Below are 26,148 nucleotides of genomic sequence, written 5' to 3' on the forward strand. Positions count from 1 at the left end.
CACGATCACCCGTGTCCCTCCACACGCCGCTCTGTGACCGCTTCGACGTCGACCACCCCGTCGTGCAGGCGCCCATCGGGAGCGTCTCGACGCCCGAACTCGCCGCGGCCGTCTCGAACGCCGGCGCGCTCGGGACGCTCGCCGTGACCTGGCGGGACTTCGAGGCGACCCGCGCGGCGATCGAGGCGGTCGGCGACCGCACCGACGCGGCGTTCGCGGTCAACCTCGTTCTCGACGACGAGGCGACGGAGTTCCCGACCGACGACCACCTCGACGTGTGCCTCGACGCCGGTGCCCCGCTCGTCTCGTTCTCGTTCGGAGACCCCGAACCGTACGTCGACCGAGTCCACGACGCGGGCGCCGACGTGCTCGCGACGGTGGGGAGCGCGGCCGAAGCCCGGGCGGCAGTCCGGGCGGGCGTCGACGCGGTCGTCGCACAGGGCTGGGAGGCCGGTGGGCACGTCCAGAGCGAGGTGTCGACGATGGCGCTCGTCCCGGGGGTGGCGGACGAGACGCCGGAGGACGTGCCGGTCGTCGCGGCGGGGGGCATCGCCGAAGGGCGCGGCCTGGCGGCGGCGCTCGCGCTCGGGGCGGACGGCGTCTGGCTCGGGACGCGCTTCGTCGCGACGGAAGAGGCGGACGCACACGAGCGCTACCGCTCGGCCGTGGTCGACGGCGCGGCAGACGAGACGGTCCGCGGGACGCCGTTCCCGAGGGGCTGGCGCGGCCAGCCCCATCGAACGCTCGAATCACGCGCCACCGAACGGTGGGTCGCCGCGGGACGACCGCCGCTCGACGAACGCGACGACGCAGACGAGGTGGTGGCCGAGACGGGTGCGGGCGAGTCGCTCGAACGGTACGTCGACCTGCCGCCGCTGTCGGGGGTCGAAGGGCGTGTCGAGGAGTTGCCACACTACGCCGGCCAGAGCGTCGGCGGCGTGGACGAGGTGGCACCTGCGGCCGCGGTCGTGGAGCGACTGGTCGACGGCGCGGCCGCGACGATCGAATCCCTCGAACGACGCCGCGACGACCGTCCCTGAGACCGCCCGTCGCACCGCCGACGAGCCGGGTTCGCGCCGGCGGTTTCCCGGAGTCTGAAGCGACCGGTCGCGGCGTGTGCAGGCCCCTCACACGCCGTTTCGTCTTCGAAAGGGCTTTTAGTACTCCTCTATCAGTTTGCTGTACAGCCTGCGCGGGGTTGATGATGCTCCTAGCCTCTCAGGATATCTCGCCGCGATTTCTCGCGGTGCCCGGGCGACGACCCGGACTGGCGGGGGAGCGCGAGCCCACGCGCAGGAGGTGATCCACAAATGCCAGTATACGTAGATTTCGACGTACCCGCGGACCTCGAGGACGACGCTCTCGAGGCCCTCGAGGTCGCACGAGACACAGGGACCGTGAAGAAAGGAACCAACGAGACGACCAAGGCAGTCGAGCGCGGCAACGCCGAACTCGTCTTCGTCGCCGAGGACGTCCAGCCCGAGGAGATCGTCATGCACCTCCCGGAACTTTCCGACGAGAAGGAAATCCCGTTCGTCTTCATCGCGACGCAGGACGACGTCGGTCACGCGGCCGGCCTCGAGGTCGGCAGCGCGGCCGCCGCCATCGTCGACGCCGGTGACGCCCAGGACGACGTCGACGACATCGCCTCCAAGGTCGAGGAACTCCGGTAGGTGAGCGACGATGTCAGCTGAAGAAAACGACGGAGACGGCGGTTCCACGGCCGCCGAAGTCATCGAAGTCGTGGGCCGCACGGGGATGCACGGCGAGGCCATGCAGGTCAAGTGCCGGATCCGCAGCGGCGAGAACCAGGGCCGCATCATCACGCGAAACGTCCTCGGGCCGGTCCGCGAGGGTGACGTGCTCCAGCTCCGCGAGACCGCCCGCGAGGCCGACCAGATCGGAGGCCAATAATGCCACGAACGCGCGAATGTGACTACTGTGGCACCGACATCGAGCCCGGCACGGGCACCATGTTCGTCCGCGTCAACGGCTCGACCATCCACTACTGCTCCTCGAAGTGCGAGAAGAACGCCAACCTCGGTCGCGAGTCCCGCGACCTCGAGTGGGCCGGCGAAGAAGCTGAAGCTGAAGCTGAAGCCGAAGCCGAACCGGAAGCGGAACCGGAGCCGGAACCCGAAGCAGCGGCCGAATCCGAGGAAGCCGAGGAAGCGGACGCCGAGGCAGACGAAGACGCCGAGGCCGACGAGGCCGAAGCTGACGAGGACGCCGAGGAGACCGAAACCGCCGAGGACGAGGAGTCCGACGAGGCCGACGCCGACGAAGCTGACGCCGACGAGGACGCCGAGGAAACCGAAGAGGAGGAGGCCGAAGCGTGAGCCACCACGACGAGCGCACGTTCGTGATGGTCAAGCCCGACGGGGTCCAGCGTAACCTGACCGGCGAGATCATCTCCCGCCTCGAAGAGCGTGGCCTGAAGCTCGTGGCCGCGAAGTTCATGCAGATCGACGAGGACCTCGCCCAGCAGCACTACGGCGAGCACGAGGGCAAGCCCTTCTTCGACGACCTGGTCGCGTTCATCACGTCCGGTCCGGTCATGGCGATGGTCTGGGAAGGCGCCGACGCGACCCGGCAGGTTCGCCGGATGATGGGCGCTACCGACCCCGCCGAAGCCGCCCCGGGCACCATCCGCGGCGACTACGGCCTCGACCTGAGCCAGAACGTCATCCACGGCTCGGACCACGAGGACGAGGGCGCCAACGAACGCGAGATCGAACTGTTCTTCGACGAGGCCGAACTCGTCGACTACAGCCGTTCCGACGAGCCCTGGGTCTACGAAGACGAGTCCCACTGAGGCTCTGCCGCCCCGCTTTTCCGCCGTCGCTGCGCACGTCGACCGGACTCCGGTCGACTCGCACGCTCGCCAGCGAGCCGCGGCTCTCACACTGCGTTCGACCGTCTCGTTTTCCGACGGCCGGTCGGGGCGACGGCCCGCTCCCGTGGACGAGACCGAGACGACGCGCTGGCGACGCCGCCAGACACTGAGGAGGCCTGTGCCGTCTGCGGCGGGGCGATCACGATCGACGAGGACGTGGCCCAGGCCGACGGCACGGAGTACGCGGTCTTCCGGGCCGTCGACCCCGAGCGTCCGGGCGTCGTGTCCAAGCGGTGGGTCCACCGCGACTGTCTCCCCCGGTACCTCGCCGAGTCGGCGGAGTCGTGACGCTCCCGCCGGGTGGTGGCAGCTGTATAGATCGCTGAAACAACAGAAGGCGGCCGACCGGCACCGACAGGACTGATACATTTTTGGCACCCCCTGTCGAATAGGGGTCCGTGCAGACGACATCGGCCGCCGACATCGAAGCCGTCCTCGACGAGTCCGGGCCGGACTACGAGGAATTCAGCTTCGAACCGGCCACGGGTGGGACGCGCGCCGACGTGTACATGGTCACGCTCGTCTACCGCGGGACCGAGTACGAGGTCGTCGTGAAGTTCCAGCCGCCGGACGACGACCGGTTCGCGGTCGAGCCGAAGCTCCACGATTACGTCGCCGACCGGACCGAAATCCCGATCCCGCGGATCCTCGTGTTCAAGGAGGAACCCGAACGCAACGTGCCACCGTACTTCGTCACCGAACGAGTCCGCGGTGACAACCTCGCCGACCAGTACGGCTCGATGACCGACGACCGCTGGGAGCGGGTGATCGAACAGGTGGGGTCGATCATGGGCGACCTGCACTCGGAGATCGCCTTCGAGGCGTTCGGACGGCTGATGCTCTACGACGGGCGGATCACGATCCGCAACTGGCGCGGCAACTGGCGGGAGTACTTCGCAGACCTCACCCGCTCGCACATCGGCCAGATAGACGCGACTCCCTTCGACGGGGTCCAGTCGCGCGCCGAGGCGGCGCTGGAGGACAGCATCTCGCTGGTGCCCGAGGACGGGATGCCGCGACTGGTCCACGACGATATGCAGCCGACGAACCTGCTCTGCATGCTCGACGAACCGGACCCGATCACGGCCGTTCTGGACTGGCAGGACACGCTCGCCGCCCACCGGGACTACCAGCTCGCTCAGGCGGAGTTCCTCTACATCGACTCGACGTTCGACGACCCCGACGTCCGCGAGCGCCTGCGCCAGAAGCTCTACGAGGGATACCGGACTCACCACGAGTTCGAGGCCGACGAGCGGTACGAGCGGTGCAAGCCGATCTACCAGCTCTCGACGCTGCTGTGGCGGATGACCGGCTTCGACGACGCGTTCGCCGAGGACGACCTCGGCCGCGCCCGAGCGGAGTTCCAGTACCGCCAGCAGTTCGACCGCCTCCTCGACGCCGTTCCGCGGTGAATCGGTCCCGCGTGACGACCGTCCCCGGTCCCGTTACCGCTCACGCGTCGCTCCGGCGGACCTGTCCGACAGGAAATGTGTCGAGAGAAACGAAGTACTTAAGTCGCAACTGTACGGATCGCCCGGCGTCATGCCCTCCGTACTTGCCCTCCTGACCGATCCGGACGAGTTCTTCCGGAGACGGCTGCCGGACCCATCGCTGAAGGGCCCCGCGGCGGTGGTCGCTGTCGTCGCGGTAGTGAGTGTGCTGGCATCTATCCTCCAGTTCCGGTTCTTGTCGCAGGTGTTCGAGAGCGGCGGCGCGGGTAGTGGTTTCGTGATGGCGATCCGAGCGGTGTCGATCGGGGCCGCGTTCGTGCTCCCGTTTGTGTTCTGGCTGCTGTACGCCGGTCTCTTCCACGGAATCTCGGCGCTGCTAGACGGCGACGGCGAGTTCTCGACGATCCTCTCGCTGGTCGGCTGGGGATACGTCCCGAACGTTCTCGGGACGATCGCGGGCGCGGCGGTCAACTACTATCGATTCAACGTCCGTGGGATCGACGTCCCGACCGAGATGACGATGGAGGCCTACCAACAGTTCTCCCAGTCGCTCCAGACGGGGCCGCTCGTCGCGTTGTCCGCGGTGTTGTCGATCGTCTTCACGCTCTGGAGCGCCTTCCTCTGGACGTTCGCGCTGAAGCACGCCCGGGATCTGACCCTGCGCCAGGCCGTGATCACGATAGCGGTCCCCGTCGGGCTGGGACTGCTCTGGACGGTCCGGACGCTGCTGGTCGCCCTCGAGGTGCTCTGATCGTGTCTCGCCGAATCACCCGCTCGACAGCCCGTTCGTACGTTCGACAGACGACACCCCTCCACCAATGAACCGCAACAAGACGGTAGCCTTCCTGGTACTGCTCGCAGTCGCATCGCTCCCGGCCGTCTCGGCCGCGACCAGCATCGACGTGACCATCTCGAACGTCGAGGTGAGCCCCTCGGATCCCGTCCCGGGCGACGAGGTGACGATCGAGCCGACGATCGAGAACTTCGACAGCAGCTCCGCCGGCTACTTCGTCGACAGAGTCCGGGTCGTGGAGGCGGGCGGCAACGACCCCGACGAGTACGCCGACGTGAAAGACCTCGGGACGATCCCGGTCGGCGGGACGAAGACGGTACCCCTCTCGGCCACCTTCGAGGAGCCCGGCACCTACGACCTCCGGGTCCGCGTGTCCGGCCGGGAGACCGCGAACGACCAGCGGACGCAGTTGAGCTACCCGCTGTCGATCACCGTCGAGGACCGGACGCCCCAGCTCGACGTGAACGCGAACGACTCCGCGGCCGGCGTCCGCGCCGACGGGGAAGTGACGGTCGCCAACAGCCTCGGGAGCCCGATCGAGAACGTCGAACTCACCGTCGACGGCGAGACCGTGACGATCGCCAATCGCCGGGCGGTCCTCGCGACGGTCGAGAGCAACGCCTCGCGCACCGTCGAGTTCGACTACCGCGCCGACGAGCCGGGCACCCACCGGATGACGGCGACGCTGACGTACACCACCTCCGGCGGCGTGACCGACACGGTGACCGACACGGTGACCGTCCGGACGACCGAACAGCGGCCGCAACTCGACATCGACACGAACGGCTCGACCGCCGGAATCGAGACCGACGGGACGGTCACGATCGCCAACGGCCTCGGCGCAGCGCTGACCAACGCGGAGGTGACGGTGTCTGGCGAGGGCGTGACCGTCCGCAACGACCGGACGGTGTTCACGCGCGTCGCGGACGGCGAGTCGGCGACGGCGAACTTCGACTTCCGGCCCGCGGAGGCGGGCGAACAGGAACTGACCGCGACGCTGCGCTACTCGACGCGTGGCGGGGCGACTCGCACGGTCACCGAGACGGTCACCGTGGAGACCGACCCGCTCCGCGACCGGGTCGCGATCGACCTGAGTTCGGTCGAGGGTGGCAACGCCCAGGCGGTGAAAGTCTCGGTACTCAACCAGGGGAACGCGCCGCTCTCGAACGTCAGCGTCCGCGGGCGTTCGCCGAACGCGACCGTCGGCCAGGCGCTCCTCGACCGCGTGGCGCCCGGCGAGTCCCGGACGGTCCGGCTGAACGCCTCGCTGTCGGGCGATAGCGCGACCGTCGAGGTGGAGACAACCTACGACGTTGGCGACCAGCGCGGGCGGACGAGCGGTTCGACGGCGCTCACGCAGACGCCGGGGACCATCGGACTGACCGGGATCGAAGTCGTTCCCGACGGCGGGCGACTTCGCATCTCCGGCAGCGCGAGCAACCTCGGGACGACCGACGCCCAGAGCGTCCTCGTCAGCGTCGTCGACACCGAGCGAGTGACGCCCTCCGCGCCCAACCAGGAGTTCTTCGTGGGGACCGTCCCCGCGAGCGACTTCGTCTCGTTCGACGTGTACGCGACCGTACAGGGCAACGTCTCGACGGTCCCGCTCGAAGTCGAGTACCTCGTGGACGGCGAGCGACACACGCGCACCGTCGAGGCCGACGCTGCGGGCGCCAGTCGCGCGCTCGCCGCCGGCCCACGACCCGACCCGAGCAACTCCAGTGGGGGCTTCCTCCTGCCCGCGGTCGTCGCCGGGATCGTCGTACTGGGCGTCGTCGCAGTCGTCGTCCGCGCCTGGAGGAACAGCCGTGGCGGTGATTGAGACGCGGAACGTCGTCAAACGGTACCGGACCGGCGGGCAGACGCTGACGGCCCTGAAGGGGATCGACTTCGCCGTCGAACCCGGCGAGTTCGTCTCCATCATGGGCCCCAGCGGCAGTGGCAAGACCACCCTGCTGAACCTGCTGGGTCTGCTCGACGATCCCAGCGAGGGGCAGGTGCTCCTCGACGGCGAGGACGTGACCGGCCTCTCCGACCGCGAGCAGACGCAGGCGCGAAAGCGCACAATCGGGTTCGTCTTCCAGAACTTCTACCTCATCCCCACGCTGACGGCGAAGGAGAACGTCGAGGTGCCGGCGCTGTTCGACCACGACCCGACCGTCGAGGAGCGGTCGGTCGACCTGCTCGAACGGATGGGGCTGGGCGACCGCCTCGACCACAAGCCCGACGAGCTCTCCGGCGGGCAGAAACAGCGGGTCGCGATCGCCCGGTCGCTCATCAACGAACCCCGCGTCCTGCTCGCGGACGAGCCGACCGGGAACCTCGACCGCGAGACGGGTCGCCAGATCCTCGACGAGTTCGTCGCGATCACCGAGCGCGACGTGGCCGTCATCGCCGTCACGCACGACGAACTCGTCAACGAATACGTCGACCGGACAGTGCAACTCGTCGACGGGCTCATGGGCGAGGACGCGCCCACCGACGGCGGGCGACCGGCTCCGGAACCGCCCGCGGACGCCGGCGAGGAGACGCCCGCGGGCAGCGGCGGGGTCTGGGACGGCGACCCGGCCGGAGGTGATCCACCGTGATGGGCTGGCTGCGCCGGCGGTTCCCCGCTCTGCTGATGGCCCGGCGCAACATCGGCCGGACGAAGGTCAGGTCCGTGCTGGCGGCGCTCGGGATCGTCATCGGCGTCATCGCCATCGCGTCGCTGGGCATGTTCGGGCTGACCCTGCGCTATCAGCTCACGGAGAACCTCGGGAGCATCGGCAACCAGGTGATGGTCCAGCCGGCGAACTCCGAGGGCGCCCCGGAACTGCTCTCCGAGCGCGACCTCCGCCAGATCGAGTCACTGACGAGCGCGGAGGCCACGGTGGCCCCGACGAAATCCCGCTTCACGAGGGTCTCCTACGGCAGGGGGCCACCTGAGACCCGGATGGTGACCGGCATCGACCGACCCAGACAACTGTTCGAGGCCCGCGAGGGGACGATCCCGGAGCCCTACCGGAGCGGCGCGCTCGTCGGGCCGGAACTCGCCGACCAGTACGACCTCTCGCCCGGCGACACGATCACCGTCAACGGATCGACGGAACGCATCGCCGCGGTCCTCTCCCCGAGTCAGGGATTCGGCTTCACGAACCCGAGCGACCAGATCGTCCTGCCGACGCGTAGCTTCGACCAGCGCGGGTACAACGCTATCACGATCACCGAAACAGACAGCACCGCGGCCAACGCCACCGCGATGGCCGTCCGCTCGCGGCTGAACGACCGCCGCGAGCGCGTCTCCGTCCAGGACTTCTCCAGCGTCGCCGACCAGATCGGCCAGACGTTCCAGGCGCTGAACCTCTTCCTGATCGGCATCGGCTCCATCTCCCTGCTGGTCGCCGGCGTGAGCATCCTCAACGTCATGCTCATGAGCACGGTCGAGCGCCGCCAAGAGATCGGCGTCCTCCGCGCGGTCGGATTCCAGAAACGGGACGTGCTGAAGATCATGCTCTCGGAGGCGGTCCTCCTCGGGGTCATGGGAGGCCTCGCCGGCGTCGGCTTCAGCGTCCTGGCCGGGATGGTCATCAACCACTTCATCGTCGGCGACGCGCTGCTCGCCTTCCGCCCGGGGAACTTCCTCTACATCGGCCTCGCGTTCGCCTTCGGCGTCGGCACCAGTCTCCTCAGCGGCCTCTACCCGGCGTGGAAGGCCGCCAACGAACGACCGGTCGAGGCGCTCAGGAGCTGACTCCCCTCGCCGATTCCCGCTCGGAAAATCCGTTCGCCGTTCGAGTACTCGCCGCCGGCCACCGACTCCCCTCAGTCCGCGCTGACGGTCAGCCGCGGCGCCGCCCGGTCGACCGTCACCGGCGCGAACTGGTCGAGCCAGCCCGTCTCGCCGCCCTCGAACGCGTCGAGGCAGTCCTGCACCGAGTAGTGGATCTCGCCAGACTCGTCCGCACAGGGGAACACCGCTTGCAGGTCGGCGTCCGCGTAGACCGCCAGCGACGCCATCGGGAACACGACCACGTCGTGGACCGCGTCCGTCCCGATGTACGAGCGCTGTCGCCGCTGGAACGCCGGTTCGAGTCGGTAGCCGTTCTCCGTCGCCCACTCGCGCAGGTCCTCGTAGGTCCGCAGGGCCTCGTCCCGGCTGTCCTGTTCGGGCGTTCGGATGCGTTGCCAGGACGCGTCGACCTCGCTGTCGGCGACGACGCCCTCCGAGTCGAGGGCCTCGACGCGTTCGAGGATTCGACTCTGGCGGTCGTAGCTGCCGTACGTGTCTCCGCGGAGGTACAGTTCGACGCGATAGTCAGCTGTGCTGGTCATGGTGTCTCTCACTTGATCGATTCCTCGGGTGGACCCCTGAAAACCCTTTCCGCCGTATTCCTTCGAGGGCTTCTAGGTCCCTAATGTGGTGTTTGGGCCCATCTCCGTCGGTTTGCTGGCGTATTACTGATCGGGTGTGCCAGTCCAGTCACTGCGGCCGGGCGGAGACCGCTTTCGGCTGGCACTCCTGGAGTCGAACGGAGGGCATCAGAAACTCACTACACGCACGATAGCGCGCGCCGGGTGAAAAGAACGGACGGCGTCAGTCGTCGGCGCTAGCGGTCTCGCCGGCGACGGGCACGTCGAGCTCGCCGGCGTCGAGTTCGGCCTCGATCTCGCGGGCGGCCGTGACCATGTTCTCCATCTTCTGGTAGGCGATCTCGCGCGGCAGGAGCTTCAGCCCGCAGTCCGGGGAGATGGTCAGTTGCTCCGGAGGGACGACCTTGAAACCCTGTTTGATGTTCTCCTTGATCTCCTCGACCGTCTCGACTTCCGCGGTGTGGTTGTCGACGACGCCGAGGGCCAGATCGAGCGTGAACTCGGGGTCGGTGAACACGTCGATCTGCTCGTAGTTGTCGTTCGCGAGTTCGAGGTCGACCTCGTCGATGGGGTAGTCGAGGATCTCGGGATAGATCCGGGAGTAATCGCCGTAGCAGACGTGGACGCCGATGCGGACGTCCTCGGGGATGCCCTCGACGATGCGTTCGAGACACTCGCCGACGATGGCGTGGTCGTCGGGCGTCGTCGCCAGCGCGGGCTCGTCGATCTGGATGTAGCGCGCCCCCGCGTCGACGAGCTGCTCGATCTCCGTGTTGACCAGTTCGGCGAGGTCGTAGGCGAGGGCCTCGTCGTCCTCGTAGGCCTCGTTGAACGTCCAGTTGGCGAGCGTGTACGGGCCGGTGATGGGCACCTTGACGGGGCGGTCGGCGACGGCGTCGGTGAACTCGAACTCGTCGACGAGCCACTGCTCGCCGTACTCGACCTCGTCGGCGACGCTGGGCTTGTTGAAGTAGTTGTGGCCCCACACCTTTACGCGACCGTTGAACTCGTAGCCGTCGATGCGCTCGGCGAAGTACTCGACCATCTCGTTGCGGCGCATCTCGCCGTCGACGACGACGTCGAGGCCGGAACGCTCGTGCTCCCTGGTGATGAGGCGGGCTGCGTCGTCCTTGGCCTCTTCCCACTCCTCGGTGCCGAAGTTGGTGTCCTCGTCCTCGAAGAGTTCGCGAGCGTGGTCGAGCCACTTGGGCTTCTTGTAGCTGCCGACGACCGTCGTCAGCAGGAAGTGGTCGTTGTCGTGGCCCTCGGGTCGGAACTGCTCTCTGTTGTCTGCGGGTCGGTCACTCATGCTTTCACCTCCGTGCGCTCGACGGCGCCCAGCGCCGCGAGCTTGTCCTCGAACTTGCCCGACGGCAGGTAGAACGTCGGGGTGTTGATCGTCGCGTAGGCGGTCTCGAAGTCGGTGCCCGGCGTGTTGTCGAGGGTCCACTCGACGCGCTCTCTGATCTCGTCGGGGTCTTCGACGAGCGTGTTCTGCCCGTCGACGACGCCCAGCGCGACGTCGTCCGTGCAGCCGTACTCGCTGATGACGTACGCGTTGTCATCGTGGTTGGCGACGAAGTCGAAGCCGACTGCGTCGATATCCGCGTCGAGCAGGTGGGCGTACACCTTCTCGTCGATGCCGCCGTCGCCACCGTGGGACTCCCAGTAGGTGTGGGCGACCACGTCGGCGTCCGCGGCCTGTGCCACGGTGTCGATGGCCTCGCTGGCGCGCTCGTCGGCGTCGTCGCCGGGCGGCGACTCCAGCAGCGAGGGTTCGAGCAGGAACAGCGTCTCGACGTCGGGGAACTGCTCGGCCTCGGCGGCGAGGAAGTCGGCGAGCGCCGAGAGGAAGGCGGCGTCGTCGTCGTAGTGCTTGTCCGTCGCCAGTCGCGAGAGCGTGTACGGGCCGGGGAGGACGGCGTTCAGGCCGTCGTCGGTGAGGTCGGCGGCGGCTTCCAGTTCGTGCGCGACGTCACCGGTCGCGGCGAGGTCGTCGGTCACCACCGGCTCCCGGTAGAAGTTGTTGTTGTCGAAGTAGCGGACGATGCCGCGCGTCTCGACGGCGTCGGCCACCGAGAGGGGGTGAGTGAGCATGTCGTCCCACCGGAGCTGGCCCTCGACCGGCAGGTCGAGGCCGGCCTCGGTCTGCAGGCCGACGATCTCCTCACGTGCGCGGTCGTAGGCGTCGGTGATCGCCGGGCTCTCGTCGCCGGAGACCAGACCGCCCTTCTGTCGTCCCTTCAGATCCGCGAGTTCGTCCTTGGCCCAGTCCGGCAGCGGGAACAGACCGGGCGTCGTGGAAACTACCTCCGTCATTGAACCGAGGTACGACATGACGCCCTATAATATTTCTCATCTACTTTGATGTTCAGTAGTTATTTCGCAGAGTCGCTGGACTGGGGATCAGCCGGTGTTCGGTCATCAGACGAGTACCGTCGTTCGCTCTCAGACGTCGAACGACCGGCCGCTCCAGCGGTCGACGGCGAGTTCGAACGGGGTCACGTCGGTCGCGTCGCTCCACCGGACGGGGTTCGGTGCGGACTGGCTGTTCCGGGCGAGCGCGGCGAACGCTGGTTCGGCGTCGTCGTAGGCCGTCTCCAACAGGCGGCCGGTGACGACGACGCTGCGCCAGACGCGCTCGTTCTCGTCGTGTTCGTAGACGGTGAATCCGACGGCTGGCGAGCGGTCCAGACAGTCGAACTTGCGGTCCGACTCCGAACCTTCGAGTTGCACGGCGAGCACGTCAGAGGCGGTGCCGTATCCGAACGAGACGGGGATCGGGTACGGAGCCACGGGGCCGCGAAACGCGATCACGCCGACCCCGTTGCGGGCGAGCAGGTCGGTGATCTCGTCATCGCTGAGGGGGTTCATCCGTCCGACCGTAGCACCCGCCCGGAGTTGTGAGTGGGGGCCCGTTCCCAGCGATCGGGAACGCGGTACGGCGTTTTCAAGGATCGCCCGCGATCGGTGGGTATGCAAGCGCCCTCGGACGAACAGTTCGCCGACTGGGACGACGAGCGATACAGCACCCACATCGACCGGTTCGACGAGCAGCACAGACGCCTGTTCGGACTGCTCAACGACCTCCACGCGGCCATGGACGAGGGCCACTCCGAGGAGGAGATCGGCGACATCCTGCGGGAACTCGAACGCTACACCGAGTACCACTTCGGGGACGAGGAGGAGTTCATGCAGGACTGCGGGTACGCCATGGACTGCGCCGACTGCTTCTACGACCACCGCGAGATGCACGAGGGCTTCGCCACCAAGGTCGCCGAGTTCCGCGAGAAACACGAGAACGGCGAGTACGTCACGATGGAGGTGCTGACCTTCCTCCGGGACTGGCTGGACTCCCACATCGCCGCCCTCGACGAGGACCAGAACTACGCCGACTACTACCGCTCGGAGGTCGACGACGACTACGAGTACGCCCCCGGTGCACTCCGGACGGAGCGCCGCTCGGCGGTGGCAGACAGTCCCGGCGCGGACGCCGCGAACCCGGCGGACGCCGGTCCAGCGGACGAGGCCGTCTCCCCCGCTGGTCCGACCAGCGAGGGGGACCCCCTGGAGGTCCCCGACGGCTCCGTCGCGAACTGGTTCGCGTCGGTCGCCGAAACCCACGGGGACCGGACCGCCGCGCTGGTCCTCGCGGACGACGGCTACGAGGAGCGCACGTTCGCGGACCTCGACCGGCGCGCTCGCCGTGTCGCGGCGGGCCTGCTGGCGACTGACCTCGACCCCGGCGACCGTGTGGGGATCGCCGCCGATCCCAGTTACGAGTGGTCGGTTGCCGACCTGGCCTGCCAGTACGCCGGACTCGTCTCGGTCCCGCTGTTCCCATCCTTCGACGCCGACCAGACGGGTCACGCCGTCGAGCGCGTCGGTCTCGCCGGCGTCGTGAGCGCTGAGACGCCGGGAGACGGGCCGCTGTCCGACGTGCCCGTCCGGACCGACATCGACGACCTCCCGACTGCGGACCCGGGGCAGTTACCGGGCCGCTCGGTCGGTGGGGGCGAGGTGGCGACGGTCGTGTTCGACCCCGCCGCCGCCGACCCCGAGGGACACGCGCTCGCCCATCGGTCGCTGTTGGCCGCCGCGGCGGCGCTCGAAGCCGAACTGCCGCTCGCCCCGGGCGCAACGGGGACGTGTTTCCTCCCGCTGGCGCACGTCTACCAGCGCGTCGCGGCGTACTACCTCTGGTCGACGGGCAGCGCCGTCGCGTACGCCAGGCCCGAGGGGCTCGTCGAAAGTCTCGCGGCGGTCGGCCCGTCGGTCCTCGTGGGCACTCCGGTGGTCTATCAGCGCGTCTACGGCGCGCTCCAGGACCGCATCGGGTCGATGAACTGGATGAAACGCAAGGTCGGCGGACGCGTCGCCTCTTACGGCCGGGACAAACTGGACGGCAGCGGGACGCCACTGAAATACGCCGCCGCGGACCGCCTCGTCTACGGACCGCTCCGCGAGGAGTTCGGACTCGCGGACCTGGAGTACGCCCTCTGTGGCGCCGGCCGCCTGGACGAGCACCTCCTGTCGCTGTTCGCCGGGTTCGGCGTCCCCGTCAGGAACCTCTATGGCACGGTGGGGACCGCCGGCGTGGGCGCGATGGCGACCCCCGAATCGTCGTTCGCGGGCACCGCCGGCCGCCCCGTGGCCGGCCTGGAGTTCGCCCACTCCGAGGACGGCGAACTGCTGGTCCGCGGCCCGACGGTGACGGTCGGTCGACTCGGTTCGGACGGCCGGCCGGCCGAGGAGTGGTACCGGACCGGGACGGACGGCCGCGTCGAGGCGGACGGGACGGTCACGGTCGACTGAGCAGCGGTCCCGCGAGGGCTGGTCCCAGACGGTGGTCGGTGCCGCGCAGTTACCCCTCGGAACCGGGGCGAACTCGGGAACGGAGCCCCGATCCGTTCGACCGCCATCGGGCGACTATAGCGGCGACGACGACGAACTGCCCGATCACGAACGCGAGCGAGCCGGGATCGATATCGAGTACCGGGATCGCCCACGTGGTCCAGTTGAACGACGTATGGACGAGGAGCATCGCGAGGAGGCTCCCGCCGGTCAGGTCGTAGAGCCAGGTCATCACGACGGCCACCATGACGATCGAGGCGACGAAGCCCCAGATCGGTTTCTGGTAGTAGATCGTCCGCCCGGGGATATAGAACAGCGGGAGGTGCCACAGCCCCCACAGCAGCCCGAGGACGACGCTCCCACCCAGGCGTCCGGCCCGGTCGACCAGTGGTTCGAGGGCGTACCCGCGCCAGCCGAACTCCTCCTGGAGCGGCCCGCCGAGGAGCAGGATGTACCCGAACGCGACGGGGAGGGCCACCGGCGCTCCCGCCCAGGGCGGCGTCGGGAGCCCCGCACCGGCGAAGCGAGCGTAGCCCGCGGCGACGGCGGCGACGAGCGGAAACAGGCCGAGTATCGGCACCCAGAGCCACCGGGCGAACCCGACGTCGACGGCCCTGCGAGCGAGGTCGGAGAGCCCCGCGCGCCCGCGTCGCCACGCGACGACGACGATTCCGGCGACGGACGGGCCGAAGGCGCCCAGCGCGGGGAGAGTCGGGGAACTGCCGAGGTAGCCGGTCTCGACGAGCGCCTGCGGTCCCCAGAAGGCCCACGACCAGCCGAACGCGAGGACGAGGAAGACGCCGAACGCGACCGGAGACGATCTGTTTCCGTCACTCATTATGGACGAATTCGAGACCAGTTATCATCAAAGCGCGGGCCTCGCGATCTGGATCGCGCTCGAACCAACGCGGTCGACTCGGTCGGCGCGACCGCAGGACGCGCTGGAACTGACGCGGTCGACGCGGGAAGCGCGGGCGCGGCCCGCGTTCAGCCGTCGTCGCGAGCGAATCGCATCACCAGCAGCGTCTCGAATGGGTGAGACTCGCTCGCCACCTGCTCGGATTCGAGGCCGTTCTCCGCCGCTAGTTCGCGCACGGCGTCGGGGTCGGTGAGCGAACTCACGAGCAGGTAGGCCGCGCCGTCGGACGCCAGCACTCGCGCCACGTCGTCGAGGAAGGGCTCGATGGCCGCGCGGCCGTCTTCGCCGCCCGACAGCGCCCGCTCCATCCAGTCGTCCCACTCCTGCTCGGGCTCTGTCGGCAGATACGGCGGGTTGAACGTCACCACGTCGAACGCGCCGTCGCGGAACGCCGTCGTGAGGTCCGCCCGTACGGCGGGAATCCCGCTGTCGGCGGCCTGGCGGCAGGCGTGGGGGTTGAGGTCCGCGCCCACCGCCTCGGCGCCCGCGTCTCGCATGCGCGCGGCGACGTATCCCGACCCGGTGCCCACGTCCAGCGCCCGGTCGCCGGCTTCGACCCGCTCGACCACCGCATCGGCGAGCAGTTTCGAGTCCTCGGCGGGCTGGTACACCTGCTCGACGTCTCGCTGGTCGGCGAGGCTCGGCGTCCCGTCTGATCCGCCGGCTCCGCGCTCGTCGGTCATGCCGACGGGTGCTCGCCCGGTTCCCCGACCTCGCGGGCGATCGTCGCCAGGTCGGCGAACTCCGCGGGCGTCACGTTCCCGGCGCGGCGACTCATCAGGTTCTCGTCGGCGGCCTCGACCACGGCGTCGGGGTCGCCCAGTCCGGAGATGTGCGCCGTGTTCCGGACGGCGTTGCGCATCGTCTTGCGGCGCTGGGTGAACACGGCCTTCAGGAAGTCCATGAAGAAGTCGACGTCCGGGGCCTCGTAGTCCGGGTCCCTGGGCGTCGTCCGCACGACGGCGCTCTGGACGGCCGGCGGCGGCGAGAACGCCTCTTTCGGGACGGGCTCGACGACTTCCACGTCGGCGTAGTGGCCCGCTGTCACGGAGAGGCGGCCGTAGTCCTCGGTGTCCGGTTCCGCGGCCATCCGCTCGGCGAACTCCCGCTGGAACATCAGGACGAGCGGTCGCTTCTCCGGCAACAGCCGGAAGGCCAGCTCACTTGAGGGGCCGTAGGGCAGGTTCGAGATCGAGGCCGTAAAGTCCGGGAGGTCGACTTCCAGTGCGTCGCCTTCGATCACGGTGAGCCGGCCCTCCTCGACTTCCGCGGCGAACTCCTCGCGGAGGAAGGCCGCCAGGTCGGGGTCGCGCTCAATCGCGGTCACGCGGTCGGCGACTGCGAGCAGGCGGTCGGTCAGCGCGCCCGTCCCGGCGCCGATCTCCAGGACGTGCGAGAGGTCGACGTCGGCTTCCTCGGCGTATCCGGGCAGGCGGTCGAGCACGCGGTCGTCGACCAGGAAGTGCTGGTCGTGGTCGGGGTCGCCGCGGACGCCGGCCCGCCGCAGGAGGGCGTCGGGGTCGCGGGACCCGGTCGCCGGTTCCGGCTCCGGCCCTCCGGTCGGGGCGGTCCCCCCGTCTCCGCTCCCGTCGGTCGCGTTCTCGCCGTTCATTCCTCGTCGTTCCGGCGGGCGAAGGTCTGGTACTTCAGGTCGTCCTCGCGGATCTCTTCGAGGATGCGCTCGACGACGACCTCGCGGGGGTTGTGCAGGCCGTCGACCCGCGCTTCGAGGTCGTCGAAGCTCTCGAAGGGGCCGCGCTTGCGCTCGTCGAGGATGGCGTTGCGGAGCTTCTTCCCGATGCCCGGCAGGAGGTTCAGCTGGTGGAGCCGGAGCGTGATGGGCTGGGCGTCGTTGTAGAAGTCGACGAAACGGCGCTCCTCCTCGGAGACCAGGTCCTCGACGGCGTAGTCGAGTTCGGACTGGGCGCCACCGGGGAGGTCCTCGTACTCGGCCTCGCCCGCGCGCTCGATGTGGTCGGCCGCCCTGTCGACGACCAGATCGTCGCCGATGGAGACGTCGGCGTCGGGTGCGAGGACGACCTCGTACAGGCGGAAGTCCTCGCGCCCGAGCGCGTAGGCCAGGGGCTGTTTCTGGTACTGCGGGCGGTCGTCCTCGGTGCGGCCGTGTGCGAGAAAGTCGAGGACGACGGCCGTGGGTCCCCCCGACGCGTCGTCGCCGCGCTCGGTGTCGCTCATGACAGACGAATAGGGCGAGACGGAACTTAAACCCCCGCAGTCGGGTGGTCGCGGGAAAATCGCGGTCGGAGTCAGACGTACTTGGCGACGACTTCGAGGATGGCGTCGAGTTCGTCGCCCGAGAGCGTGAACCGCTCCTGGGCGTAGATGGCCCGCAGTTCGTCGCGGTCCTGCGGTCGCAGGTTCGCGATCTTGTAGGCCGTCGGCTCGTCGACCTTCTCGAGTTCGAGCAGTTCGTCGACGAACTCCAGCGACTCCTCGGCGTCGAGCACGGCGAAGCGGTTGACGTGCTCGATGGCGCGCGCGAGCTCGTAGCGCATCTCGCGGTCCTCGTCGGCCGCCCGCTCGCGTTCGAGCTCCGCGAGGATGTCCTTGGTCTCGGCGACCGTGAGGAACTCTTCGTCGACCTTCTCTTTGAAGATCGTCATGCCTGGCTGCGGATGTGGGCCGGCTTGACGATGAGCGTCTTCTCCGTGCCGCCGTCGACGATAGCGACCTTGTACGCGGCGCCCTGCTCGCCGACGACCTCACCGGTCCGACCGTCGAAGCGCGGGTGGTAGCGACCTTCCGGAACGCTCGGGTCGATCTTCAGGTGGACTTTCTCGCCGACCTCGTACTCCGCGACCGCTCGCTGGGGCGGGGAGGTCCCGCTCTCTCGGGGCTTGTTTCGGAGCTTCTTGCGCGTCTTCTTCTGGGGTCCGTTGGAGTTGGGCATTCGTGCGGTTCCGTTATCCGGTCACGCTTATAAAACGTGCGTTACGCTGCCGTCAACCCGGTCACGCTTATAAAATGAGTGGGACGCGGCGGGTAGCTCGGCCGCCCTGACCGGGCGCCGCCCCCGGTCGCGGCTCAGTCGTCGTCGGAGCCGACCGGCTCGTCGGCCGCGACGATATCGCCGTCCGCGTCAGTCTCGTCGGGTGTGACAATCTCGCCGTCCGCGTCAGTCTCGTCTGCTGCGACGATATCGCCGTCCGCGTCGACCTCGTCGACGGCGGGTTCGGTGAGCGTCTCCGAGTCGTCCGGCGACACGGCGTCGTCGACCTGGACCGTGAAGCTGGCCAGCAGGTCGCGCAGTTCGTCGACCTGGGATTCGATGGCTTCGGCGGTGTCGCTCACTTCGTCGATGCTCGCCGCCTGTTCGTCGGTCCGTTCGGCGACGCTCTCGGCGCTCGTCGCCGTCCGGGCGCTGATCTCGGCGACGCGGTCGGCCAGCGAGACGACCTCCTGGGCGGAGTCGGCCTGGTCGGCCGTCGCGTCGCTGATCTCCTGGACGCCGTCGTTGGTCTCGCGCACCTGCTCGGCGATCTCGTCGAGCGCGTCGAGCGCGTGCTGGGTGGTCTCGACGCCGCTCTCGACGTCCGACTGCATCGACTCGATGTCGGAGACGGCCTCGCCGGTCCGTTCGGTGAGCTGGGTCAGGAGCTCGTCGATCTCCTGGGTCGCCTCGCTGGTCTCCTCCGCGAGTTCCTTCACTTCCGCGGCGACCACGGCGAACCCGGACCCGGACTCGCCGGCGCGGGCGGCCTCGATCGATGCGTTCAGCGCGAGCGTGTTCGTCTGGCTCGCGATGTCGTCGATGAGGTCGACGATCTCGGCGACCTGCTCGACCTCTTCGTCGAGCGCGCGGATCTCCGCCGCGGTCTCGTCGGTCCGCGACTCGATGGTCTCCATCTCGGTCATCGCCTCGTTCGCGGCCGTCGAGCCGTCGTTGGCGAGCGACTTCGTCTCCTCGGCCAGGTCCGCGACGGTATCGGTCGTCGCGGCGACCTCTTCGACGGTGGCCGAGAGGTCGTTCATCTCCTCGGTGACCTCGCCGAGGTACTCGTCCTGCTCGCTCGCGTCGGCGGCGATCCCCGACACGGACTCGTTCACTTCCTGACTCGTGGACCGGACCTCCCTGGTCGCCTCTGTCGCCCGCGCGGTCGAGTTGGCGACCTCGTCGGTGAACGACAGGACGCGCCCGACCGTCTCGTGGAGGTCGCTCATCATGTCGTTGAACGAGCGGGCGATCTCCGCCATCGCCTCGCTCTCCTCGTCCGGATCGAGCCGGCGCGTCAGGTCGCCGTCGGCGCAGGCACGGATGGTCTCGCCGTAGTCGTCGGCGGTCTCTTCGAGGTGCTCCGTGAACTGCTCGGCGGCCTCGCGCTCGCGCTCGGCCTCGCGTCTGGCCTCGTCGGCCTCTGCCCTGGCCTCCTCGCGGGCGGTCTCGATCTGGTCGATGCGCTCGGCCAGCGAGTCGCGCATCGAGGCGAACCGCCGGTAGAGCGTCCCGATCTCGTCCTTCCGGTGCGTTTCGAGGTCCACGTCGAGGTCGCCGTTCTCGATCGCTTCCGTCCGGTCGGCGAGTCGACTGATCGAGCGCGAGACCGGGCGTTCGACGACGACGCCGACCGTCCCGAGACTCAGCGCGACGAAGAGGAAGACGAAGGCCAGGTAGAGCTTGGTCTGCGTGGCGACGCCGTACACGTCGGTCGACGCGGTCGTCACGACGGCCATCCGTGCGTCCGCGACTCCCTGGTAGGTGACGACCCGTCCGTCCTGCTCCACGAGCGTCGCGTTGGCCATCGTGTTGTCGATGCCGAGGCTCGACAGCGCCGGGATGTACTCCGTGCGATTGTACAGCGTCTCCGCGCCGGGGCCGTCGTAGGTCTCGCCGACGCGCGTCTCGTTGTCCTCGTCGTAGAGGAGCGTCGCGTTCCGGTAGAGCAGTTGCGTCCGACTCCCGTCGACCGGCTCCTGGAAGTCGAACGACTCCGAGACGGACACTTCGAGGACGGACGCGTACCCGATCCCGTACTGGGTCTGACTGTAGAAGGCGATCCGCGTGTCGTTGTCGATCACGTACGGTTCGGTCGTCCCGACGAGCGTCACGCCGACGCCGTCGAGATCGATCTCGTCGAGCCACGGAAGCCTGGTTGCGCGGTCGTCGGGCAGCGCCTCGGAACTGGCCAGCACCGTCCCCTCTTGCCAGTTGATGTAGTGAACGCCGACGACTTCATTGGGGAGCGAATTGCGCATACTCCGGAGATCGGTTCCGACCCTGTCGGCTCGCTCCGGCTTGAGCTTCCCCGACTGGGAGACGAGTTGGGCCGACGCGGAGTGCTCTCGGTACCAACTCGCCGCTTCCTCCGCGTTCCGGTCTGTCGACGACGCGAGCGTGTCCTGCACCGTGCTGCTCTGTCGCTGTTGCTCCGCTGCGTAGACGCCGCCGAGCACGAACACCAGCACGAGGAGGATGACCGCGACGGCGGTCGCAAACTGTCGTACATAACTGCGACGAATCCTGTCCGGCAGGAACCTCGATATCCGACGGTCCATAGATTTTCCGACAGTACATGTTGAGTTAAGTATTCCTGCGCAATCTCAGATGTGATAAGTAGCAGTACTGGAATGTATCCCCGTTTTCTGGACCGATATCACTGCTGATTCGGAGCGACGGCCGATTCGACCGAGGGCGAACCAGTGGCTGGCGGCGGACGGTGACTGAGAGAAGCGAGGTCGGTGTCGTTTAGAGCCGGCCGACGTCGCCGACTTCGACGGACTCGACGCCTTCGACCTCGGTGAAGGCCTCTTCGACGGCTTCGGTGCCGCCGGCCTCGTCGGGGACGACGACGGTCGGGAGCAGCGCGACGAGGCCGAACGCCACGTCGTCGCGTTCGAACCCGTTGATCTTCGCGCCCTCGGGGAGTGACTGTTCGAGACGCTCCTGGAGCGCGTCCAGGTCGACGTCCGGGCTCTGCGGCATGACCTTGATCTGCGCGGCGACCTTCCCCATCGTTACGGCCCCATGAACCCGCAGTCCGGGCACTCGTAGAGGTTGCTCTGCTTGCGGCACTTCGCGCAGCGGTAGATCTGCTGCCCGCAGTCCGGGCACTTGAACGCGGCGGCGTTCGTGCCGGCGATGTTGATGCCACACGAGACGCACTTTTGCTTGCGTTTCTGTTGGCTCTCGCTCATACCACTGCGTATCCTCTCACGGTTTTTAACCGTTGCCAAGTGCAGTCGGCCGGGGCGAGTAGACGGGCCGGTCCGCGGTCTCGCCGTCCGCTACCCGAAGTTCTCGACCTTCGCGGCGTCCGGTTCGCCCCCGGCGGTGGCGATGGCGGCCGTCGCGTCGTCGAGGAACTCCGCGAAGCCGTAGACGAACACCTGCGTGTCGTCGGTGAGCGCGTCCGCGACGGACGATTCGAGCGGCGACTCGGGCGCGAGGACCGCGATCGACGCGCCGCGCTGGTTCAGGTCGGTCAGTCTGTCGTCGTGGATCGGCGCCGCGTCGCGGTAGACGATGGCCGCTTCGCCGCCGTCGTCCAGCGCCCGTTCGGCGATGCCGATCGCCGGCCCGACGCCGGGTCCGCCGGCGAGGATCAACACGCGTTCCTCGTCCTCGTAGTAGGCGTTCCCGAACGGGCCCGACACCTCGACGGTGTCCCCGGCTTCGAGCTCCTCCAGCCGCGGCCCCACCTCGCCGTCGGGATCGATGCCGACGGTGATCTCGAAGGTCTCGCGCACGTCTGGTGACGAGATGGTGTAAAAACGCGACTCGTCGACGCCCGCGAGCGCGACTTTCACGAACTGCCCCGGACGGGCGTCGAACCCGTCAGGCGTCTCGAAGTCGATCGCGATGGCGTCGTCGCCGACCGATTCGACGGCGACGACTGAGACCTCGGTATCTTCCATGCTCGCCGTTCGCACGCCCCGGCGCAAGGTCCTTTCGTTCCCGACTGTCGGTGGCGTCTCGACTCGTTGGACGTTCGTCGACCGAAACGGCGTTCATCAATACAGGACAGTGTTACCGATTGTTCGAAACCGCCTGTTTTCGCCCGCGTGTCCAGTTCTGCGACGAAAGCGGGGGTCGGATTTCGCGGCCATTACAGAAGTCTTTTTGCCGGGCAGAAGATACTAAAGTGCAATATGCCCGAGGACCTGAACTGGGCCATCGGCGGTGAAGCCGGTGACGGGATCGACTCTACCGGGAAGATATTCGCTCAGGCACTCTCGCGTGCCGGCCGTCACGTCTTCACCTCGAAGGACTTCGCGTCACGGATCCGGGGCGGGTACACCGCCTACAAGGTCCGGACGTCGGTCGACCGCGTCGAGAGCGTCGTCGACAGGCTCGACATCCTCATCGCGCTCACCGAGCGCACTATCGACGAGAACATGGACGAACTGCACGACGGCAGCGTCATCATCTACGACGGTGAGCGCTCCACGATGCAGGACGTCGAAGTTCCCGAAGGGATGATCGGCCTGTCCGTCCCACTCCAGCGCCTGGCCGAGGACGCCGGCGGCGCCATCATGGCGAACGTCGTCGCGCTCGGCGCGGCCTGCGAAGTGGCGAACTTCCCCATCGAGAACCTCGACGAGTCCCTGGAGAAGCGCTTCGGCGACAAGGGCGAGGCCATCGTCGAGAACAACAAGGAGGCCGCCCGCCTGGGCCAGCAACACGTCCAGGAGGAGTACGACCACGACTTCGACTACGACATCGAGACCACCGACGCGGACTACGTCCTGCTCAACGGCGACGAGGCCATCGGCATGGGCGCCATCGCCGCGGGCTGTCGCTTCTACTCGGGGTATCCCATCACGCCCGCGACGGACGTCATGGAGTATCTCACCGGTCGCATCGACCGCTACGGCGGCAAGGTCGTCCAGGCCGAAGACGAACTCTCCGCGATCAACATGGCGCTCGGCGCCGCCCGCGCCGGCGCACGCGCGATGACGGCTACCTCGGGCCCCGGCATCGACCTCATGACCGAGACGTTCGGCCTCGTCGCGACCACCGAGACGCCGCTGGTCATCTGCGACGTGATGCGCTCCGGTCCCTCGACCGGGATGCCGACCAAACAGGAGCAGGGCGACCTCAACATGACCCTGTACGGCGGCCACGGCGAGATCCCGCGGTTCGTCGTCGCGCCGACCTCGGTCTCGGAGTGTTTCTGGAAGACCGTCGAGGCGTTCAACTACGCCGAGAAGTACCAGACGCCGGTCTACCTGGTCTCGGACCTGGCCCTCGCGGTCACCGAGCAGACGTTCCCGCCCGAGGCCTTCGACATGGACGAGGTGGAGATCGACCGCGGCAAGGTCGTCGACGAGGAGGAGATCGACGGCTGGCTCAACGAGAAAGACCAGTTCCAGCCGCACTTCCCGTCCGCCGACGGCATCAGCCCGCGCGCGTTCCCGGGCACGACCGGCGGCGCCCACATGACCACCGGCCTCGAACACGACGAACTCGGTCGCCGGACCGAGGAAGAGGAGGTCCGCATCGAACAGGTCGACAAGCGCACCCAGAAGGTCGAGACCGCCAAGGAACAGGAGGACTGGGACTACCGCGAGTTCGGCGATCCGGACGCCGACACCCTCGTCATCTCCTGGGGCTCCAACGAGGGCGCCATGCGCGAGGCCCTCGGGTTCCTCGAGGACCGGGGCATCGACGTGCGCTTCATCTCGGTGCCGTACATCTTCCCGCGGCCCGACCTGTCGGAGGAGATCGCGGCCGCCGACGACGTCATCGTCGTCGAGTGTAACGCCACCGGGCAGTTCGCCGACGTCATCGAACACGACGTCCTCGAACGCGTCCAGCGCGTCAACAAGTACAACGGCGTCCGCTTCAAGGCGGACGAACTCGCGACCGACATCGAGAACACACTCGCTGGCACCGACGCCGGCTCACAGGAGGTCGAGGCAGAATGAGCTCAGACGTTCGATTCACAGACTTCAAATCCGACAAGCAACCGACGTGGTGTCCCGGCTGCGGCGACTTCGGGACGATGAACGGCATGATGAAAGCCCTCGCCGAGACGGGCAACGACCCCGACAACACGTTCGTGGTCGCCGGCATCGGGTGTTCCGGCAAGATCGGCACCTACATGCACAGCTACGCGCTCCACGGCGTTCACGGCCGCGCCCTGCCCGTCGGCACCGGCGTCAAACTCGCCAACCCCGACCTCGAAGTGATGGTCGCGGGCGGCGACGGCGACGGCTACTCCATCGGCGCCGGTCACTTCGTCCACGCCGTCCGCCGCAACGTCGACATGTCCTACGTCGTCATGGACAACCGCATCTACGGCCTCACCAAGGGCCAGGCGTCGCCCACCTCGCGCCAGGACTTCGAGACGGCCACCACCCCCGAGGGCCCGCAGATGCCCCCGGTCAACCCGCTCGCCCTCGCCCTGGCCGCGGGCGCCACCTTCATCGCCCAGTCGTTCTCTTCGGACGCCCAGCGCCACGCCCAGATCGTCCAGGAAGCCATCGAGCACGACGGCTTCGGCTTCGTCAACGTCTACTCGCCCTGCGTCACGTTCAACGACGTCGACACCTACGACTACTTCCGCGACTCCCTCGTCGACCTCGCGGAGACCGACCACGACCCCAACGACCGCGCCGACGCCAAGGACAAGATCCTCGAAGGCGACAAGGAGTACATGGGCGTCATCTACCAGGACGACGACTCGGTCCCCTGGGAGAAACGCGAGGGCATCGACCAGGACATGTCGGACATCCCCGACGGCGCCCCCGAAGACGCGATGGACCTCGTCCGAGAGTTCTACTAAACCATCTTTTTGCGCGCGGGGTTTCCTCGCGCGCCTGCGGCGCGCTGCGGGAACCCCGCACGCAAAAACATGGGTGAAAAAGGCCGGTCGCTCCCTGCGGTCGCGACCGGTGAAACGGCTCGCTCCGCTCGCCGTACGTTTCGCCCCCGCGACCGTACGCTACCGCGACCACACAGCCCCGCTCCCGCGACTGCACCTACCACCACCGCGACCGTACCGCGACCGCACCGTTACCGCCACCGCGTCCATACCGCTATCGCGACCGCGACCGAACCGTTTCCGCGACCGTACCGCGACCGTACCGCGACCGCGGCCGCGACCACACAGCCCCGCTCCCGCGACCGCACCGTCACCGCGACCGTACCGCCACCACTCACGACGGAGACCCGCGTCTTTTCAGCCGGAAATCACTTGACAGATCCCGTCCTCAGTTCTCGACGTGCAGCGTCTCGGAGCCGCACTGGTCGCGCTCCTCGCGTTAGTCGCGTTCGCCGGAGCCGCGGGCACCTTCGACGCCGTCGAAGGGCCGTCGATCAGTGGGGACGAGACGCCGACCGGACGACCGACGCTCACCGACGCGCCGCCGCCGACGAACGTGCCCGCGGGCGACGACGAGTCGAGCGTTCAGCGGGCACCGACCGAGACGCCCGCGGGTGCGAGCAGTGACGGTGGCGGCATCTCACCGCTGTTCGTCCCCGCCGTCGTCGGGTCGCTGTTCGCCAGCGGCCTGTTCGTCGTCTTCCTGACCGGCGACGACGAGCGGGTTCCAGACGCTCCCGCCGGCGACGATACCGCGGACGAGGATCCCGTGCCGAGCGTCGACCTTGACTACCGCTCGCCCGACAGGAGCGCCATCCTGCGGGCGTGGCGTCGACTTGCCGAGCAAACTGAGGCCGACGACACAGCGACGCCCGGGGAAGTCGCCGCGCGGGCGCTCGACTGCGGTCTCCCGGTCGACCCCGTTTCGACCGTCACTGACCGGTTCAGGGAGTTCCGGTACGGGGACGAACAGCCGACCGAGGAGCAGGTCGCGGGCGCGGAAACCGCGGCCGAGGAGTTACCCGGGGCGAACGGCGTATCGGACGACGACGGGCAAGCCGGGTCGGCGCAGACCGACGGTCGATAAAAACTTGTAG

Annotated in this window: 29 protein-coding genes; 15 read left to right on the plus strand and 14 right to left on the minus strand. The window is 68.1% G+C overall.

Annotated elements, in window-relative coordinates:
• Window positions 1-11: 11 nt before the first annotated feature.
• The 11 genes from ACMGFE_RS04315 (at window position 12) to ACMGFE_RS04365 (ending at window position 8,873) form a co-directional block, all read left to right on the plus strand.
• On the plus strand, window positions 12-1,040 hold the full coding sequence (locus ACMGFE_RS04315) for an NAD(P)H-dependent flavin oxidoreductase (RefSeq protein WP_436923853.1): 1,029 nt from the start codon (window positions 12-14) through the stop codon (window positions 1,038-1,040).
• Window positions 1,041-1,310: 270 nt separating this feature from the next.
• Window positions 1,311-1,673, plus strand: a complete 363-nt coding sequence (rpl7ae, locus tag ACMGFE_RS04320) for a 50S ribosomal protein L7Ae (protein WP_436923854.1) — start codon at window positions 1,311-1,313, stop codon at window positions 1,671-1,673.
• Between the two features lie 10 nt (window positions 1,674-1,683).
• Entirely contained in the window at window positions 1,684-1,914 is a 231-nt protein-coding gene (locus tag ACMGFE_RS04325; RefSeq protein WP_415382619.1) for a 30S ribosomal protein S28e, read from the plus strand.
• Window positions 1,914-2,339, plus strand: a complete 426-nt coding sequence (locus ACMGFE_RS04330) for a 50S ribosomal protein L24e (protein ID WP_436923855.1) — start codon at window positions 1,914-1,916, stop codon at window positions 2,337-2,339. The genes ACMGFE_RS04325 and ACMGFE_RS04330 overlap by 1 nt, the downstream gene beginning before the upstream one ends.
• Window positions 2,336-2,815, plus strand: coding sequence for a nucleoside-diphosphate kinase (gene ndk, locus ACMGFE_RS04335; protein WP_436923856.1), 480 nt, complete (start codon window positions 2,336-2,338; stop codon window positions 2,813-2,815). The genes ACMGFE_RS04330 and ndk overlap by 4 nt, the downstream gene beginning before the upstream one ends.
• Window positions 2,816-3,052: 237 nt before the next feature.
• Complete coding sequence (locus tag ACMGFE_RS04340) at window positions 3,053-3,184, plus strand: hypothetical protein (protein ID WP_436923857.1); 132 nt, start codon at window positions 3,053-3,055, stop codon at window positions 3,182-3,184.
• Between the two features lie 110 nt (window positions 3,185-3,294).
• Window positions 3,295-4,308 (plus strand): phosphotransferase family protein, encoded by a 1,014-nt coding sequence (locus ACMGFE_RS04345; RefSeq protein ID WP_436923858.1) that lies wholly within the window; start codon window positions 3,295-3,297, stop codon window positions 4,306-4,308.
• A gap of 130 nt (window positions 4,309-4,438) precedes the next feature.
• Window positions 4,439-5,098, plus strand: coding sequence for a Yip1 family protein (locus tag ACMGFE_RS04350; protein ID WP_436923859.1), 660 nt, complete (start codon window positions 4,439-4,441; stop codon window positions 5,096-5,098).
• Window positions 5,099-5,165: 67 nt separating this feature from the next.
• Window positions 5,166-6,962, plus strand: a complete 1,797-nt coding sequence (locus ACMGFE_RS04355; protein WP_436923860.1) for a COG1361 S-layer family protein — start codon at window positions 5,166-5,168, stop codon at window positions 6,960-6,962.
• Window positions 6,949-7,728, plus strand: a complete 780-nt coding sequence (locus tag ACMGFE_RS04360) for an ABC transporter ATP-binding protein (RefSeq protein ID WP_436923861.1) — start codon at window positions 6,949-6,951, stop codon at window positions 7,726-7,728. The genes ACMGFE_RS04355 and ACMGFE_RS04360 overlap by 14 nt, the downstream gene beginning before the upstream one ends.
• On the plus strand, window positions 7,728-8,873 hold the full coding sequence (locus ACMGFE_RS04365; RefSeq protein ID WP_436923862.1) for an ABC transporter permease: 1,146 nt from the start codon (window positions 7,728-7,730) through the stop codon (window positions 8,871-8,873). Before ACMGFE_RS04360 ends, ACMGFE_RS04365 begins: the two co-directional genes overlap by 1 nt.
• A 71-nt stretch (window positions 8,874-8,944) precedes the next feature.
• Here ACMGFE_RS04365 and ACMGFE_RS04370 read toward each other — a convergent pair whose 3' ends face one another.
• The 4 genes from ACMGFE_RS04370 to ACMGFE_RS04385 form a co-directional block, all read right to left on the minus strand.
• A complete protein-coding gene (locus ACMGFE_RS04370; RefSeq protein WP_436923863.1) occupies window positions 8,945-9,454 on the minus strand; it encodes an HTH domain-containing protein in 510 nt (169 codons plus the stop codon).
• A 262-nt stretch (window positions 9,455-9,716) separates the two neighbouring features.
• Window positions 9,717-10,802: a methionine synthase gene (locus ACMGFE_RS04375; RefSeq protein ID WP_436923864.1), complete on the minus strand. Its 1,086-nt coding sequence runs from the start codon at window positions 10,800-10,802 to the stop codon at window positions 9,717-9,719.
• Complete coding sequence (locus ACMGFE_RS04380; protein WP_436923865.1) at window positions 10,799-11,812, minus strand: 5-methyltetrahydropteroyltriglutamate--homocysteine methyltransferase; 1,014 nt, start codon at window positions 11,810-11,812, stop codon at window positions 10,799-10,801. Before ACMGFE_RS04380 ends, ACMGFE_RS04375 begins: the two co-directional genes overlap by 4 nt.
• A gap of 129 nt (window positions 11,813-11,941) precedes the next feature.
• Entirely contained in the window at window positions 11,942-12,367 is a 426-nt protein-coding gene (locus ACMGFE_RS04385; protein WP_436923866.1) for a pyridoxamine 5'-phosphate oxidase family protein, read from the minus strand.
• Window positions 12,368-12,469: 102 nt separating this feature from the next.
• Here ACMGFE_RS04385 and ACMGFE_RS04390 point away from each other — a divergent pair, with 102 nt between their 5' ends.
• Window positions 12,470-14,308 (plus strand): bacteriohemerythrin, encoded by a 1,839-nt coding sequence (locus tag ACMGFE_RS04390; protein ID WP_436923867.1) that lies wholly within the window; start codon window positions 12,470-12,472, stop codon window positions 14,306-14,308.
• A gap of 49 nt (window positions 14,309-14,357) precedes the next feature.
• Here ACMGFE_RS04390 and ACMGFE_RS04395 read toward each other — a convergent pair whose 3' ends face one another.
• The 10 genes from ACMGFE_RS04395 to ACMGFE_RS04440 all read right to left on the minus strand — a co-directional run bounded on the left by ACMGFE_RS04395 (window position 14,358) and on the right by ACMGFE_RS04440 (window position 22,139).
• Window positions 14,358-15,185: a CPBP family glutamic-type intramembrane protease gene (locus tag ACMGFE_RS04395; RefSeq protein WP_436923868.1), complete on the minus strand. Its 828-nt coding sequence runs from the start codon at window positions 15,183-15,185 to the stop codon at window positions 14,358-14,360.
• Between the two features lie 149 nt (window positions 15,186-15,334).
• Window positions 15,335-15,949 (minus strand): HemK2/MTQ2 family protein methyltransferase, encoded by a 615-nt coding sequence (locus tag ACMGFE_RS04400; protein ID WP_436923869.1) that lies wholly within the window; start codon window positions 15,947-15,949, stop codon window positions 15,335-15,337.
• On the minus strand, window positions 15,946-16,878 hold the full coding sequence (locus ACMGFE_RS04405; protein WP_436923870.1) for a 16S ribosomal RNA methyltransferase A: 933 nt from the start codon (window positions 16,876-16,878) through the stop codon (window positions 15,946-15,948). Before ACMGFE_RS04405 ends, ACMGFE_RS04400 begins: the two co-directional genes overlap by 4 nt.
• Window positions 16,875-17,462 (minus strand): DUF655 domain-containing protein, encoded by a 588-nt coding sequence (locus ACMGFE_RS04410; RefSeq protein WP_436923871.1) that lies wholly within the window; start codon window positions 17,460-17,462, stop codon window positions 16,875-16,877. The genes ACMGFE_RS04405 and ACMGFE_RS04410 overlap by 4 nt, the downstream gene beginning before the upstream one ends.
• Before the next feature lie 71 nt (window positions 17,463-17,533).
• On the minus strand, window positions 17,534-17,890 hold the full coding sequence (locus tag ACMGFE_RS04415; protein ID WP_436923872.1) for an RNA polymerase Rpb4 family protein: 357 nt from the start codon (window positions 17,888-17,890) through the stop codon (window positions 17,534-17,536).
• Entirely contained in the window at window positions 17,887-18,177 is a 291-nt protein-coding gene (locus tag ACMGFE_RS04420) for a 50S ribosomal protein L21e (protein ID WP_274323476.1), read from the minus strand. Before ACMGFE_RS04420 ends, ACMGFE_RS04415 begins: the two co-directional genes overlap by 4 nt.
• 134 nt (window positions 18,178-18,311) lie before the next feature.
• Window positions 18,312-20,780 carry a methyl-accepting chemotaxis protein gene (locus ACMGFE_RS04425; protein WP_436923873.1) on the minus strand — a complete coding sequence of 823 codons (2,469 nt, stop codon included), beginning with the start codon at window positions 20,778-20,780 and terminating at the stop codon, window positions 18,312-18,314.
• Between the two features lie 190 nt (window positions 20,781-20,970).
• Window positions 20,971-21,237 carry an elongation factor 1-beta gene (locus tag ACMGFE_RS04430; protein ID WP_436923874.1) on the minus strand — a complete coding sequence of 89 codons (267 nt, stop codon included), beginning with the start codon at window positions 21,235-21,237 and terminating at the stop codon, window positions 20,971-20,973.
• A gap of 2 nt (window positions 21,238-21,239) precedes the next feature.
• Window positions 21,240-21,419, minus strand: coding sequence for an HVO_2753 family zinc finger protein (locus ACMGFE_RS04435; RefSeq protein WP_123537363.1), 180 nt, complete (start codon window positions 21,417-21,419; stop codon window positions 21,240-21,242).
• A gap of 90 nt (window positions 21,420-21,509) precedes the next feature.
• The gene (locus tag ACMGFE_RS04440; RefSeq protein ID WP_436923875.1) at window positions 21,510-22,139 is read right to left on the minus strand and encodes an FAD-dependent oxidoreductase; all 630 of its coding nucleotides are present in this window, start codon (window positions 22,137-22,139) and stop codon (window positions 21,510-21,512) included.
• A gap of 234 nt (window positions 22,140-22,373) precedes the next feature.
• Here ACMGFE_RS04440 and ACMGFE_RS04445 point away from each other — a divergent pair, with 234 nt between their 5' ends.
• The 3 genes from ACMGFE_RS04445 to ACMGFE_RS04455 all read left to right on the plus strand — a co-directional run bounded on the left by ACMGFE_RS04445 (window position 22,374) and on the right by ACMGFE_RS04455 (window position 26,138).
• Entirely contained in the window at window positions 22,374-24,152 is a 1,779-nt protein-coding gene (locus tag ACMGFE_RS04445; RefSeq protein ID WP_436923876.1) for a 2-oxoacid:acceptor oxidoreductase subunit alpha, read from the plus strand.
• Window positions 24,149-25,012: a 2-oxoacid:ferredoxin oxidoreductase subunit beta gene (locus ACMGFE_RS04450; RefSeq protein ID WP_436923877.1), complete on the plus strand. Its 864-nt coding sequence runs from the start codon at window positions 24,149-24,151 to the stop codon at window positions 25,010-25,012. Before ACMGFE_RS04445 ends, ACMGFE_RS04450 begins: the two co-directional genes overlap by 4 nt.
• Window positions 25,013-25,451: 439 nt before the next feature.
• Window positions 25,452-26,138, plus strand: a complete 687-nt coding sequence (locus ACMGFE_RS04455) for a DUF4129 domain-containing protein (RefSeq protein WP_436923878.1) — start codon at window positions 25,452-25,454, stop codon at window positions 26,136-26,138.
• The last annotated feature ends 10 nt before the right edge of the window (window positions 26,139-26,148 follow it).

It is taken from the genome of Halosimplex amylolyticum (genome assembly GCF_051414035.1).
Taxonomy (GTDB): domain Archaea; phylum Halobacteriota; class Halobacteria; order Halobacteriales; family Haloarculaceae; genus Halosimplex; species Halosimplex amylolyticum.

Bases quoted from the DNA above. Each gene is read 5' to 3' on its own strand.
- ACMGFE_RS04370 (WP_436923863.1), bottom strand. From the start codon at position 9,454: ATGACCAGCACAGCTGACTATCGCGTCGAACTGTACCTCCGCGGAGAC.
- ACMGFE_RS04440 (WP_436923875.1), bottom strand. From the start codon at position 22,139: ATGGAAGATACCGAGGTCTCAGTCGTCGCCGTCGAATCGGTCGGCGAC.
- ACMGFE_RS04330 (WP_436923855.1), top strand. From the start codon at position 1,914: ATGCCACGAACGCGCGAATGTGACTACTGTGGCACCGACATCGAGCCC.
- ACMGFE_RS04425 (WP_436923873.1), bottom strand. From the start codon at position 20,780: ATGGACCGTCGGATATCGAGGTTCCTGCCGGACAGGATTCGTCGCAGT.
- ACMGFE_RS04420 (WP_274323476.1), bottom strand. From the start codon at position 18,177: ATGCCCAACTCCAACGGACCCCAGAAGAAGACGCGCAAGAAGCTCCGA.
- ACMGFE_RS04430 (WP_436923874.1), bottom strand. From the start codon at position 21,237: ATGGGGAAGGTCGCCGCGCAGATCAAGGTCATGCCGCAGAGCCCGGAC.
- ACMGFE_RS04410 (WP_436923871.1), bottom strand. From the start codon at position 17,462: ATGAGCGACACCGAGCGCGGCGACGACGCGTCGGGGGGACCCACGGCC.
- rpl7ae (WP_436923854.1), top strand. From the start codon at position 1,311: ATGCCAGTATACGTAGATTTCGACGTACCCGCGGACCTCGAGGACGAC.
- ACMGFE_RS04365 (WP_436923862.1), top strand. From the start codon at position 7,728: ATGGGCTGGCTGCGCCGGCGGTTCCCCGCTCTGCTGATGGCCCGGCGC.
- ACMGFE_RS04325 (WP_415382619.1), top strand. From the start codon at position 1,684: ATGTCAGCTGAAGAAAACGACGGAGACGGCGGTTCCACGGCCGCCGAA.
- ACMGFE_RS04380 (WP_436923865.1), bottom strand. From the start codon at position 11,812: ATGACGGAGGTAGTTTCCACGACGCCCGGTCTGTTCCCGCTGCCGGAC.
- ACMGFE_RS04395 (WP_436923868.1), bottom strand. From the start codon at position 15,185: ATGAGTGACGGAAACAGATCGTCTCCGGTCGCGTTCGGCGTCTTCCTC.
- ACMGFE_RS04350 (WP_436923859.1), top strand. From the start codon at position 4,439: ATGCCCTCCGTACTTGCCCTCCTGACCGATCCGGACGAGTTCTTCCGG.
- ACMGFE_RS04445 (WP_436923876.1), top strand. From the start codon at position 22,374: ATGCCCGAGGACCTGAACTGGGCCATCGGCGGTGAAGCCGGTGACGGG.
- ACMGFE_RS04355 (WP_436923860.1), top strand. From the start codon at position 5,166: ATGAACCGCAACAAGACGGTAGCCTTCCTGGTACTGCTCGCAGTCGCA.
- ACMGFE_RS04385 (WP_436923866.1), bottom strand. From the start codon at position 12,367: ATGAACCCCCTCAGCGATGACGAGATCACCGACCTGCTCGCCCGCAAC.
- ACMGFE_RS04375 (WP_436923864.1), bottom strand. From the start codon at position 10,802: ATGAGTGACCGACCCGCAGACAACAGAGAGCAGTTCCGACCCGAGGGC.
- ACMGFE_RS04450 (WP_436923877.1), top strand. From the start codon at position 24,149: ATGAGCTCAGACGTTCGATTCACAGACTTCAAATCCGACAAGCAACCG.
- ACMGFE_RS04405 (WP_436923870.1), bottom strand. From the start codon at position 16,878: ATGAACGGCGAGAACGCGACCGACGGGAGCGGAGACGGGGGGACCGCC.
- ACMGFE_RS04435 (WP_123537363.1), bottom strand. From the start codon at position 21,419: ATGAGCGAGAGCCAACAGAAACGCAAGCAAAAGTGCGTCTCGTGTGGC.
- ACMGFE_RS04415 (WP_436923872.1), bottom strand. From the start codon at position 17,890: ATGACGATCTTCAAAGAGAAGGTCGACGAAGAGTTCCTCACGGTCGCC.
- ACMGFE_RS04400 (WP_436923869.1), bottom strand. From the start codon at position 15,949: ATGACCGACGAGCGCGGAGCCGGCGGATCAGACGGGACGCCGAGCCTC.
- ACMGFE_RS04390 (WP_436923867.1), top strand. From the start codon at position 12,470: ATGCAAGCGCCCTCGGACGAACAGTTCGCCGACTGGGACGACGAGCGA.